General features: G+C 40.2%; 12 protein-coding genes, 1 tRNA gene and 1 rRNA gene (1 of these 14 cut by a window edge). 10 read left to right on the top strand and 4 right to left on the bottom strand.

Annotated elements, in window-relative coordinates; all coding sequences use genetic code 11:
* The 3 genes from rrf to OMU_RS17460 form a co-directional block, all read left to right on the top strand.
* A 5S ribosomal RNA gene (rrf, locus tag OMU_RS17450) occupies positions 1-29 on the top strand (it extends 87 nt beyond the left edge of the window).
* Between the two features lie 7 nt (positions 30-36).
* Positions 37-110: transfer RNA gene (locus OMU_RS17455), tRNA-Asn, on the top strand.
* Between the two features lie 400 nt (positions 111-510).
* Positions 511-864 (top strand): iron-sulfur cluster biosynthesis family protein, encoded by a 354-nt coding sequence (locus OMU_RS17460; protein ID WP_016181182.1) that lies wholly within the window; start codon positions 511-513, stop codon positions 862-864.
* 18 nt (positions 865-882) lie between these two features.
* Here the strand turns inward: OMU_RS17460 and OMU_RS17465 are convergent, their stop codons facing one another.
* On the bottom strand, positions 883-1506 hold the full coding sequence (locus OMU_RS17465; protein ID WP_016181183.1) for a flavin reductase family protein: 624 nt from the start codon (positions 1504-1506) through the stop codon (positions 883-885).
* A 10-nt stretch (positions 1507-1516) separates the two neighbouring features.
* Positions 1517-2491 carry a ring-cleaving dioxygenase gene (locus tag OMU_RS17470; protein WP_016181184.1) on the bottom strand — a complete coding sequence of 325 codons (975 nt, stop codon included), beginning with the start codon at positions 2489-2491 and terminating at the stop codon, positions 1517-1519.
* A 123-nt stretch (positions 2492-2614) separates the two neighbouring features.
* Between OMU_RS17470 and OMU_RS17475 the strand changes: the two genes are divergently transcribed.
* Positions 2615-3256, top strand: a complete 642-nt coding sequence (locus tag OMU_RS17475) for an HAD family hydrolase (protein WP_016181185.1) — start codon at positions 2615-2617, stop codon at positions 3254-3256.
* A 49-nt stretch (positions 3257-3305) separates the two neighbouring features.
* Here the strand turns inward: OMU_RS17475 and apf are convergent, their stop codons facing one another.
* Positions 3306-3911: an aggregation-promoting factor gene (gene apf, locus OMU_RS17480; RefSeq protein ID WP_016181186.1), complete on the bottom strand. Its 606-nt coding sequence runs from the start codon at positions 3909-3911 to the stop codon at positions 3306-3308.
* A gap of 370 nt (positions 3912-4281) precedes the next feature.
* On the opposite strand from apf, the gene OMU_RS17485 reads away from it, so the two are divergent.
* From OMU_RS17485 to OMU_RS17510, 6 genes are all read left to right on the top strand, one after another.
* Entirely contained in the window at positions 4282-5271 is a 990-nt protein-coding gene (locus tag OMU_RS17485) for a LacI family DNA-binding transcriptional regulator (protein WP_016181187.1), read from the top strand.
* Positions 5272-5549: 278 nt separating this feature from the next.
* Positions 5550-6953, top strand: coding sequence for a L,D-transpeptidase family protein (locus tag OMU_RS17490; RefSeq protein ID WP_016181188.1), 1404 nt, complete (start codon positions 5550-5552; stop codon positions 6951-6953).
* A gap of 283 nt (positions 6954-7236) precedes the next feature.
* Positions 7237-7968, top strand: coding sequence for a GntR family transcriptional regulator (locus tag OMU_RS17495; RefSeq protein WP_016181189.1), 732 nt, complete (start codon positions 7237-7239; stop codon positions 7966-7968).
* Positions 7969-7980: 12 nt separating this feature from the next.
* Positions 7981-9153: an AgaS family sugar isomerase gene (locus OMU_RS17500; protein ID WP_016181190.1), complete on the top strand. Its 1173-nt coding sequence runs from the start codon at positions 7981-7983 to the stop codon at positions 9151-9153.
* 22 nt (positions 9154-9175) lie between these two features.
* The gene (lacD, locus tag OMU_RS17505) at positions 9176-10183 is read left to right on the top strand and encodes a tagatose-bisphosphate aldolase (protein ID WP_016181191.1); all 1008 of its coding nucleotides are present in this window, start codon (positions 9176-9178) and stop codon (positions 10181-10183) included.
* A gap of 11 nt (positions 10184-10194) precedes the next feature.
* The gene (locus tag OMU_RS17510) at positions 10195-11157 is read left to right on the top strand and encodes a hexose kinase (RefSeq protein WP_016181192.1); all 963 of its coding nucleotides are present in this window, start codon (positions 10195-10197) and stop codon (positions 11155-11157) included.
* A gap of 229 nt (positions 11158-11386) precedes the next feature.
* Here OMU_RS17510 and OMU_RS17515 read toward each other — a convergent pair whose 3' ends face one another.
* On the bottom strand, positions 11387-12097 hold the full coding sequence (locus OMU_RS17515; protein WP_016181193.1) for a GntR family transcriptional regulator: 711 nt from the start codon (positions 12095-12097) through the stop codon (positions 11387-11389).
* Positions 12098-12213: the final 116 nt, after the last annotated feature.

Consider the following 12213-nt stretch of genomic DNA (forward strand, 5'->3'; position numbering starts at 1 on the left):
CCCCTTGTGAGATTAGGACGTCGCCACGCATATTATTCCGGCATAGCTCAGTTGGTAGTAGCGCATGACTGTTAATCATGATGTCGTAGGTTCGAGTCCTACTGCCGGAGTTCTAGACAATCTCTTGTAGATTGTCTTTTTTTTTGTGCACTTGGCATGGGACGACAATTTAGGTGGTGAAAGTCCGATGTGGGGAAACAACACATCGTCCAGCAACTATAAAAGTGCAAATGCAAGAGGTATTTCTTCTCTAAAAGTACACACTGTTAATATAAATTGAATTACCCTATGCAGACTCGTATATATGGTGTTGTGAGAAGTGGAGCTGTGACAAAGTCTTGTCATAGCTTTTTTCCGAATAAACGGTGTTCCAGAAGTAGTTTTTTCGGAAATTCCTTCTTATTTCTTGAAGTTGACCACTTCTGTTACAACCTCATCTATTCGATTGTGAGCAAAGTATTTAGATGATTGGTAAAATCGTGCTATGCTCTAACTGAGGTGATGAGAATTATGTATATAAATATAGCGGATGATTTGGTAGAACGTCTTAAAAAGTATCAAGATAGTCGAATTGTTTTAGATTTGGATGACGGTGTGGGTCAGTATTCTAAATCTGGAAGTTGTGCATTGAATATTAGTTTTCGATTATTGATTTTGGATAAGGAACAGGATCATTCAGATTATAACTTAGACATTGAAAGTAATATTGGCAGTATTGCGATCAAAGAACATTCCAAGTTATACTTAGAAGATGAGATGACATTAACTTTCGATCCAAGGATGTCCTTAATCAAATTGAAGGGTCCTAGTGGTATGATTGATGGAAATGTACAAATGATTGATTTACGTGAAAATAAGGAGTGAGCTCATTGAGCTCACTCCTTATTTAGTTGGTCTTTCGAGGTCTAATGTACCCGCGATATGGCTGTATGTAGCGCCAGCTAGACGAGCAAGTGGATCAAAAGTCAATGGATCAATGTATTCGTTCTCTGGATCAAACAAGTTTTCTTCAAAGTGATAGTTTAAGACCTCTAGGATAAACAGGTCGCTAATAATAGTATCATTATGATCCTTAACAGGGATATGTTGGTGTAAACGAACTTCAAATCGAATCGGAGCATCTAAGATCGCCGGTACTGTGACTTCTTGACTATCCACTAAAGTGAGAGACGTTTTTGCCAACTCACTTTCGTCAGCAGGTAATGAAGCAGAGGTTTGATTCATTTCTGCTAAAACTTTGTCGTTTACCAGATGAATGACTCCTTCTTTTTGTTGAAGCAGATTACGCGCGGTGTCTTTGATCTTTTGATTATTACGGTTAATCGAAAGGCTGACTAACGGCAGATCTTTAGCGACAACATTGAAGTAGCTAAAAGGAGCAGCGTTCACGATGTTTGTTTCTTGATTGATTGTCGTGATCCATGCGATTGGACGGGGAATGATACTCCCTGTTAAAAATTTGTAATGTTGTTTGGTCGTCAGTTCTTTAGCTGAATAGAAGAGCATAGTATTCTCCTTATTGACGTTTTTTATTGGCATCAGATGTGTCGAATGGCCGAACGTACTCTTCGATTTCTTTTCGTTTTGACTGTAAATGAGGCGGTAAGGAAAGAATCTCCCCTGCGTGCTCATAGGTTTCATCCTGCAAGAAGCCTGGCCCATCCGTTGCTAACTCAAACAAAACATGCGGTGCTGCTAAGAAATATTCTGATTGGAAATAGAAACGATCGACAAAACCAGAATTTGGGAATTCTAAGGCGTTGATTTTCTCGATCCAATCCCGCAAAGCGTCATCATCAGCAACGCGTAAAGCTAAATGGTGTACATTGCCGTAGCCTTCTTGTGCTGGAATCATGTCTGGCTGGTCATCGACAATGATGGTTGCTCCATTGCCGCCTTCGCCTACCTCAAATTGATGCATGCTACCTTCAGCAGCTGTTTCCTTAAAGCCTAAAAGATTTTCTAAAACTAATTTTAAATGGTCAAATTTTGCCACAGTTACAATCGTAGGTCCTAATCCGAAAATTGCGTGTTCAGCAGGAACGTTTGAATTTTTCCATGGTGTTCCGCCAGCAACACCTTGATTCTTTTCATCGGACACTAATTGGAATAATTGATCATCGTAATCATGAAATTCAAGGTATTTTTTGCCAAAACGCTCCTTAATCTCTCCATGAGCGACAGCTAAATCTGTAAAGCGTTGTGCCCAATACTCCAATGAAGCATCGGTTGGAACACGAAAGCCCGTACGTGAAATGCTGTTGGTTCCTTTTGTTCCTTTGGGAATCCGTGGGAAGTCAAAGAATGTCATATCTGTTCCAGGAGCACCAGTGTCATCGGTAAAGTATAAATGATAGGTTTCAATATCGTCTTGATTGACGGTTTTTTTAATCATACGTAAGCCTAAAATATCCGTGAAGAAGCGATAATTTTTTTCGGCACTGGAAGTTATAGCTGTAACGTGGTGTAATCCGCGAATTTGTGTATCCATAATAAATTCCTCCTAATTCCTTACTAAAAGTAAGTATAAGTGTTGTCCATTTTTTTAGCAAGAATATTGCCTTAGGTTGATATTTGTCAGAGGAATCAGTAGGATGGAAGCAGGAGGTAGAGGATGAAAAAGATTGTATTGTTTGATTTAGATGGAACATTGACGGATTCAAGTGAAGGAATCATAAATAGTGTGTGTTATATGTTGAAAAAAAAGGGCTTAGCTATTCCTGATGAGGCGACGTTACATAGTTTTATCGGACCGCCTTTAACGGATACATTAAAACAGCTATATGATTTGAAGGAAGCAGAAGCAGATAAAGCGGTGCAGATTTATCGCGAATACTATGCAGAACAGGGAATCAAGCAATTATCTGTCTATGATGGTATCGAAGAGGTACTTGCTTCACTAGCTCCGGATTACTATTTAGCTATAGCGACATCAAAGCCGGAGTTTTATGCCGAGCAGATTATTGCAAATACTGGCTTATCTAAGTATTTTTCAGGAATTTTCGGCGCGGATCTAGCCGGTATACGGTCAAATAAAACGGATGTGATTGCCTATGCGTTAGCTCAATTGGAAGAAACTCCCGCTGTAATGATCGGTGACCGAAAATTTGATATCATTGGTGCCAAAGCCAATCAGATCAAGAGCATTGGCGTGCTCTATGGTTTTGGAGAGCGCAATGAAATGATTGAAGCACAAGCAGATCGAATTGTTGCAACCGTTGATGAATTATCTGTCGCCATAAGACAGAGCTTCTAAAAATAAAAAAAACCCTCATTTGAGGGTTTTTAAAGGCTCTTCTATCGACTTAGTACCAGCCGTTTGCTTGCCAGAATGCTTGAGCGCCTTCCCATGAACCATAGCGAGAAGTCACGTATTGGTCGGCTACACGTTCTTGGTTTGCTGCAGAGTAGTCACCATTTAAGTATGAAGCTGATAATTGGTAACGTCCAATGTATTGGCCGTTTGTCGCAGTGTATGAACCGCTAGATTCACGTTGTGCAATCCATTCTTTCGCTGCATTTGTGCTAGCTGGTGTTGAAGCTTCAGCAGCAGGAGCAGCGGCTTGTTGTACAGGAGCAGCTGTTTGTGTAGTTTCTTGAACGGGAGCTTGCGCTGTTTGAGCAGGAGCTGCTTGTTCTTGAACTGGTGTTACTGTTGTATTGCCTTTAGCGTCTGTATCGATCGTTAAGTTTTGACCTTCAAAAATCATGTCAATATTAGAAATTTTGTTTTCTTTAGCAATTGAATCAACCAAGCTGTTATCGCCAGCAAATTTGATTGAGATTTTTGATAAGGTATCACCAGCTTGAACTGTGTAGTTTTCTGCTGCATGTGCTTCGTTTGTCCCTAGTGCAAATACTGCGCCAGCTGTTAGTAAAGTCGTAAGTACAAGAGTTTTTCCAAATTTCATTATGTAAATTCCTCCAAAAAAGTTTTTAAATGTAAATCAGTCATTTCGATTACGAGTGATACTTTACCATCGTTTCAGATTGCGTGGGTTATAAACCAGTGACAATACGTTACAGTGTAATGTATTAATGTGACAATAAATAACCGAACGTGTGTTTTTGAAATACTTAATCTCTTTTAAGAATAATTAAAAACAGTGTACTGATAAGGTTTTTGGCAGGTTTTTTTCATGTCTTATTTTGAAAGCGCTGCTTAAAGTTGCAATGTTGAAATTTTGTTGTAAAAAATCAGAAAATTCTATACGAAAAAATCATGGAAATCGTCAGAAATTTTCTTAAGAAAAGGTAAACCAAGCTAGATTGAGGTGGAAAATGAAAATCACAATGAAAGAGGTGGCTCGCTTAGCAGGGGTTTCAGTGACGACAGTGTCTCAGATTCTCAATCAAAAGGGCGGCCGCTTTAGCGAAGCGACGAGACAAAGGGTATTAAAGGTGATTGCAGAGCAAGACTATTCCCCAAATTATTTTGCTTCCAATATTATCGCGAAAAAATCGAAGACGATCGGCGTGATTGTTCCGGATTTTTCGGAACAGTTTGCTTCGGCGATTGTCCGAAAAATCAGAGAGCAATTGGAAAAGCAGGGCTATTATCTGATTATCTGTGAATCAGATAATGATTTTTTTAAGGAACAGGAATTATTGAATCAACTAGCAAGAATTGCAGTCGAAGGAATTTTTCTGTTCACGCCAAATGATTACCAGGGAAAGAAAATCATCGAACGTGGACGTTTTCAAGAGATTCCGGTCGTTTTTGCTGATCGCGGTTTGAATGAAGGGTTTTATGGGACCATCAAGCTGGATGAATATTCTGGTGTTTATCGTGCAATCGAATGGCTGATCACAGAAGGTCATGAAAAAATTGCTTTTATTATGGATAATGCTGAGCACTATCATCTGACAGAACGTTTTGATGCTTATTGCCAGGCGTTGAAGGATCATGATCTATTAATAGAAGAAAAATACATTAAGCAGATGCCTTTGACGATAGCTGGAGGGTATCAAGGAACGATTGATTTGTTAAAAGAGACGGACGTTCGTGCGATTTTTTGCTGTGACGATATGCTGGCGATCGGCTGTTACCAAGCGCTATATGATAGCGGGAAGAAGATGAATCAGGACATCACGATTATTAGCTTTGATGGCGGTGAAGTCACACAAATCCTTCGTCCTCAAATAAAAAGCGTTCGTCAGCCATACGAAGAATTAGGCAAGGCCTACGCCGAAAAAATCCAAATGGCGATTGACCAGCCCGATCGAAGGATGGACGATCGGCTTTTTCAGGTCACTTTCGAAACAACATAATAAGTTCGAAGTAGGAAGAAAAACTTATATCCCGCATGGTTTTCGGGATGTGAAATTATTTTAAAATTATTTCATAGCAAAAATTATATTGAAAATGTTCGCTAAAAATATTTTTAACTTAGTATATATGCTGCTTCATAAAAAAGTCATAATTTATCGGCCAAAAGCCATTATTTTTCTGATAAAATATGATGGTAATAAAGTTATAGTATTTCTTAGCCAGCAGGGGTAGTTGGCGTGAATGCATCAATTTTAAGCGAGAAAAGTGAGGGTATATTTTGAGAGGTATTAGGGAGGATTTTTTTCAAGAGAAAACGAAAAAAATCATTATTATCAGTTTGGTGGTTTTACTTGTAGTTGTTAGTTTTTATTCATTTAAGAGTGTTCATTATGCGGATCGGTTGTTACCGAAAACGAAGGTAAACAGTATCAATGTTGGCGGATTAACGCTTGAGCAGGCGAATAAAAAAATAAATGCTGAATTAACAGAGGCGCCCTTTGAAATTCACCTGGGCAGTACCATATGGAAGCAATTTAAACGAAGTGAATTGGGCTGGCAAACAGATCATCTGGAGGAGCTTAGCAAAATCAAGCAAAATCAAAAACCATTTGCTTGGGGAATTACCAGCTTGTTTGGCAGCCAATACGATTTGCCGAATATATACGATCAATCCAAAGTAGATCAATTGATAGATAGTTTGGGTACAGTGCTCCTTCAAACAAACGCTGCGCGTGTGCCGACAAAAAATGCTACGATTGAATGGCAAGAGGATCATTTTGTGATTGTCCCAGAAAAGCAAGGAGATACCTTTGATGTCGAAGCGGTCAAAACTGCTTTAAAGAAGTATCTGGAAAATGGTGAGGATTCACTAGATACGGAGGATTATTACGCCCAGCCAGTTCTGACTAAAGAAGATAGTACATTAAAAAAATTAAAGACTAAAATGAATCAATTAGCCAAGCTAAAGGCAGTCTATACGATTGGCGGAAAGCAGCTAACGATTCCTCCCCAAGAACTTAGCAGCTGGTTAACTACCAATGAAAAAGCGGAAGTGCTTTTGAAACAGGATCAGGTGACGGCTTTTGTGACGAAGTTGAATGAAGAAAACAATACGAAAGAAAATCCGACATCCTTTAACAGTACTTTACGAGGAACCGTTTCTGTTCCTGCAGGTCTTTATAACTGGACGATCGATATTCCTTCAGAGGTGAAGGAATTAAGTGCTCAGATTCTAAAAGGTGAGAACTTTAATCGTGTACCAAAAGTAGTAAGTGATGTAGAAAATATTCAGACAAGCATTGGCAATACTTATGTAGAGGTGGATCTGCAAAATCAGCACATGTGGTATTACAAAGAAGGAAAGCTGCAATTTGAAACGGATATCGTCAGTGGAAAACCGTCAACGCCGACTCCTCCTGGATTAAACTATGTTCGAAGCAAGTCAATGGATCAGGTGCTGAGAGGTTTGAATGACGACGGCTCTAAATATGCTAGTCCTGTCCGGTATTGGATGCCAATCGACGATACAGGTGTTGGTATCCATGATTCCGATTGGCAGTACGCCTATGGCGGAGATTTGTGGCTGTATCGCGGCTCTCATGGCTGTATCAATACGCCTCCGGCCAAAATGGCTGAGCTGTATCCTATGCTTGATGAGGGAACACCAGTCTTAGTTTTTTAAGAAAAAATCAGATATAAGTGAACGTGCTAACCTGCGGGTTGGCACGTTTTTTATGCTCTAATTGCGTCAACTGGTATTAGATTTTCATACCAATTATTGAAAAGTTTATTTGAATATAGTATGAAAGAAAAATTCTACTAGCATATTTTATCTTACGAAAACTTGATAAAACAGCATTTTAAGCCAACAGTAAAATTACTAAAAGATTTATTGTTGACAAAGGTAAAAAAACCACCTTACCATTGGGTTGTGGTTATAACCAGTTTAAAAGAAGGAGAAGCCCATGGAAAATTCTTTTAAAAACAAAGCTTTGTATCATCAACTTGTAGATTTATTGAAGAAGCGGATGGAAAGCGGCATGATTCCTCATGATAAGCTGCCATCTGAGCGGGAATTAACAGCTCAGTACGGAGTTAGTCGGACGACGGTTCGTTTAGCTTTGCAAGAGCTGGAAAACACGGGGTACATTTATCGGCGTCATGGAAAAGGGACATTTGTCTCTGATATCAAAACAGCTGCTGCAGATTTAGCTGGTGCCTACAGCTTTACCGAACAAATGAAAAGCCTCGGCAGACATCCTGAGACGCGAATTTTATCCTTTGAAAAAATGGAAGCCGATAAATTTATCGCACAACGACTCAATCTTCCTTTAGGAGAAGCAGTTTTCAAATTGAGTCGGCTGCGGATCGCGGATCGAGAGCCTTTAATGATTGAAGATAGCTATCTGCCTGTCAAATTCTTCTTGTCATTAGATGATCAGCTATTAAGAAGCAAGCCCTTGTACGATCTTTTTTCAGAAGATTTTAAGCAAACGGTCCGTTTAGCAGATGAAGAGCTTTATGCCAGCATCGCTTCAAAGGATGACGCGAAACAGCTGATGATCCCTGAAGGAGCACCAGTCCTGCATTTAGTCCGTCAGACCTACAATATGAAAAATGAAATCATTGAATTTACTTTGAGCGTTGCTCGCGCGGATCAATTTCATTATCAGATTCGTCATATTCGAAATAGTTAGGAGAATTAAAGCATGTTTACAATAGAAAAAGAAAAATTGGAACAAATGGGAGCGGAGATCACGACGCGTGAGATTCGCCAACAGCCGGAACTTTGGAAAGAAACGATTGACCTTTATCAGTCAGCCCAAGGGGAATTAGAAAATTTTCTTACAGAAGTCCAAAAACAAGCAAAGGGTCAGCGTACACGCGTAATTTTCACCGGTGCGGGAACCTCCCAATATGTAGGCGACACGCTGGTTCCTTATTTGCGCAAACACGGCGATCGTCAAGCCTTCAGCTTTGAAAGTATCGGAACCACTGACATCGTGGCGGAGCCTGAAGAATATTTAATCAAAGAGGAACCGACCTTACTGGTATCCTTTGCCAGAAGCGGAAACAGTCCTGAAAGCTTGGCAGCAGTTGAAATCGCAAATCAAGTCGTGGATACGATCCATCATTTATCAATCACCTGTGCAAAAGAGGGAAAATTGGCGCAAATCAGCCAAGCCGATTCCAAGAGCTTTTTATTCTTAATGCCTGTTCGTTCGAATGATGACGGTTTTGCCATGACTGGCAGCTTCTCCTGTATGACACTAGGCGCGTTGCTGACATTTGATCAAACAGCACTAGAGGAAAAGCAAAACTATGTAGAAACATTGAACGCTTTAGGAAACGAAGTGATCGCCCGTGAGCATGACATCGAAGAAATTGTCGCACTTGATTTTGAACGAATTGTTTATGTCGGTTCCGGCAGTTTAGCAGGCTTGACCAGAGAAGCACAATTAAAAATCCTAGAACTGACTGCTGGAAAAATCGCGACAGTCTTTGATTCATCGATGGGCTTCCGTCATGGTCCGAAATCATTTATCAATGAAAAGACCCTCATGTTCGGTTTTGTCAATAATGATCCATACACGCGGGATTACGATTTAGATATCTTAGAAGAAGTTCACGAAGATGAAATCGCTTCCGGTGTCTTTGCTATCACTCAACCCGGAAAACGGAATTTCTCTGGGGATACGTTCGAGTTTGCAACTGGGACTTCTTTACTTCCAGATGCCTATTTAGCACTAGGCTATGTCATGGTAGCACAAACTGTCGCGCTTTTAACATCGGTGAAAGTTGCGAATACACCTGACACGCCTTCACCAACGGGAACAGTCAATCGAGTGGTAAAAGGCGTAACGATTCATGACTATAAATAGGAATTAACTGGGAGGAAGAAACATGCTTACATTAACAACAGGTAAAAAAGCGGCGATGGACCGTTTATCAACAAAGGATGGCATTATCAGTGCCTTAGCAATTGATCAACGTGGGGCGTTAAAAAAAATGATGAAAGCGTTAAATGTCGAACCAACGGATAAGCATATTGAGCATTTTAAAGAATTGGTATCGAGCGAGCTGACACCATATGCGTCTTCGATCTTATTGGACCCTGAATACGGTCTGCCTGCAGCAAAAGTACGTCATGCAGATGCAGGTCTATTGCTGGCATATGAAAAAACAGGCTATGATGCAACCACACCAGGACGTTTACCTGATCTATTAGCGGATTGGTCGGTTTTACGACTAAAAGAACAAGGTGCCGATGCTATCAAGTTTTTACTTTATTATGATGTGGATGAAGATCCTGCGATCAATCATCAAAAGCATGTCTTTGTCGAACGGTTAGGCAGTGAATGTGCAGAAGAAGATTTGCCATTTTACTTAGAATTGGTTTCTTATGATGCGCAAATTTCAGATGCTGGTTCATTTGACTATGCCAAAGTGAAACCGCACAAGGTCAATGATATGATGAAGGAATTCTCAAAACCGCAATACAAAGTGGATGTTCTAAAAGTGGAGGTCCCAGTGAATATGAATTTCGTTGAAGGCTTTGGTACTGGTGAAATCGCTTATACAAAAGAAGAAGCGGCAAACTATTTCTTAGAACAAAGCCAAGCAACGGATTTACCATTTATTTTCTTAAGCGCAGGTGTTTCAACGGAGCTATTCCAACAAACATTGGTATTTGCTAAAGAAGCTGGCTCCACCTTCAATGGTGTGCTCTGTGGGCGTGCCACCTGGAAAAATGGTGTAAAGCCGTTTATTGAATCAGGTGAAGCTGCTGCTCGTGACTGGCTGCAAAGCGAAGGTCGTGAAAATATCGAAAGCTTGAACAACGTGTTAAAACAAACGGCAAGCTCATGGCATGACAAAGTTCAAGTCGTAGAAGAAGCAGCGGTGAACTAGGAGGCGAGCTCGTGATAGTAACAGTAACGATGAACCCGTCCATTGATATTTCTTATCCACTGGAGAAACTGAAGCTAGACACGGTCAATCGAACCGATCAGGTGAGTAAAACAGCTGGCGGAAAAGGACTTAATGTCACGCGTGTCATTCATGATTTGAAGGGCGATGTTTTAGCAACGGGTGTTTTAGGCGGTTTTCATGGCGCTTATATCTCGGAAGAATTAAAGAAAGCAGGTATCAAGCAGGCATTTACAGAAATCCAAGAGGAAAGTCGAGATTCAATTGCGATCTTGCATGAAGGAAATCAGACGGAAATATTAGAAGCTGGTCCGACAGTTTCAGAAGCGGAACAGCAGGCTTTTTTGGAAAATTTTCAGGAGTTGGTTAAAGAAGCCGAGATTGTCACCATTTCAGGCAGTCTGGCTAAAGGGCTCCCATTGAATTTTTATCAAAGGCTCGTTCAATTAGCGGAAGAACAAGTGGTAAAAGTCCTTGTGGATACCTCTGGTGAAAGCCTGAGGCAGGTGTTAACCGGTGAGCATAAACCCTTTCTGATTAAGCCAAACCTTGAAGAGCTAGAAGCTTTATTGGGTCAGCCGTTTTCAATTGATGATCTAGAAGCGCTTCAGCGTGCTTTAGCTCAGCCTTTATTTACTGGTGTTGAGTGGATTGTTGTGTCACTAGGCAAAGATGGGGCGCTTGCAAAATATCGTGATTCTTTCTATCGAGTAACGATTCCAACGATTAAAACAGTTAATCCAGTGGGGTCAGGTGATGCTACTATAGCTGGGTTTGCCTATGGCTTATCACAAAAAATGAGCGTAACAGAACTGCTGAAGCTTTGTATGGCAGCCGGTATGGCCAATGCTCAAGAAGTGCGAACAGGTCATGTCAATCTAGCGAATGTGGACATGCATTTTGAAGAGATCAACGTAAGAAAGGCTTCGCGAACTCGCTCAGCTTTTGAGCAATAAGACCAAAATATTTCTAAATTGCCAAGAAACACAGTGATCGAAGAGAACTGATGTTGATTGGTACCTACTTGGTGCTTCTCAAATTTCGAAATATTTTTGCTTATTGCCGAAAAAGCTAGTTCGTGAAGCCGGACATGGATATGCCTGCTGTAAAACGATTTATTCATGTGAAAATTTTATACTTTCTTCATAGTAAAAAGATCGAGCAATAAGCTCGATCTAGTCAGGATTAATTGTTTTTTGAGACCAGTTCAATTTTGTAAAAATTCCATTTTTTATAGGATTCAACATATTCCAGCATTTGCTGTGTATCCCTTCGTTTGGTCACACGGACTTGGAGAACAGTTGGTTCATCAGCAGAAATCTCCAGCAGCTTTGCTGCATCTGAAGGAGTCGGGAACTTGATTTCATTTGTTTCGGTAAAGTCTTCTTCGTTCATATGGATATTATAATCTAGCTTAAAGCGTTGATAGATGGAATTGTAATAGCTCAGTTCTTGATAATTAGGATTCACATATTGTTCCGGCAAGTAGGTCTGTTGATAGATATACGGAGTTTCTTCGGCTTTGCGCAAGCGTTTGATGCAGTAATAAAATGCTGTATCAGGCAATTCGAGCTTACTTAAATAAACGGGATCATTTCCTCGTGTGATTGATAAGACTTGTACTTGATCATTACTTATAGGAAACAACTCAATATCGGAAAATTCGACTATTTTTCCTTTACGGGCGCGCGAGACGAAAGAACCACGGCCTTGATGTCGAACAATGAATCCATCCTTGACTAAATCATTCAACGCGCGAATGACGGTGATTGAGCTGACACTGAACATTTCTGCCAACTCGGCTTCCGTATAAAATTTGTCGCCATTTTCGAATTTGCCAGAAATGATTTGCTGTTTTAGTTCATCTTTTATGATTTGGTATTTTGGGATGACCATAGGAACCTCCAAACAATGAATAGGAATTAAAAGTTTCATTAGAATTTTTTGATTTTGTGGTTATGGCTTGATTTTAACACATTCCACTAAAATAAGGAGAGTTGACTTTCAGTATC

The sequence above is a fragment of the Enterococcus avium ATCC 14025 genome (assembly GCF_000406965.1).
GTDB classification, from domain to species: Bacteria; Bacillota; Bacilli; order Lactobacillales; family Enterococcaceae; genus Enterococcus_A; species Enterococcus_A avium.